Annotated in this window: 1 protein-coding gene; it reads right to left on the bottom strand. The window is 67.5% G+C overall.

Annotated features, from left to right (window positions below; genetic code table 11):
• The coding region (locus tag EOA33_RS38590; RefSeq protein WP_245482633.1) for an NAD(P)-binding domain-containing protein at positions 1-397 on the bottom strand (397 nt) is incomplete at both ends.

Here is a 397-nt window from a genome sequence, read left to right on the forward strand (position 1 = left end):
CTCCCGGCGTCGGCGCCGGGCGCTAGCGTGGCGAAGATCGGATCGAGATGGCGCACCGCCTCGTCCGGACCGCCGATCATCAGGCAGTAGCCGCGCTCCAGGCCCCAGACGCCGCCGCTGGTGCCGACATCGACATAGTTGATGCCCTTGGCCGCCAGCTCGGCGGCCTGGTCAACGGCGTCGTGATAGTAGGAATTGCCGCCATCGATGATGATGTCGCCGGGCTCCATCAATGCCGCCACCTGGTCGGCGATCCTGCCGGTGATCGCCGCCGGCAGCATCAGCCAGGCGCTGCGCGGCTTGGCGAGCTTGCCGACGAATTCTTCCATCGAGGCGGTGCCGACGGCGCCGTCCTTGACCAAAGCGGCGACGCTTGCCGGGTTGATGTCATAGACGA

Origin of the sequence: Mesorhizobium sp. M4A.F.Ca.ET.050.02.1.1 (genome assembly GCF_003997725.1) — a bacterium.
Taxonomy (GTDB): domain Bacteria; phylum Pseudomonadota; class Alphaproteobacteria; order Rhizobiales; family Rhizobiaceae; genus Mesorhizobium.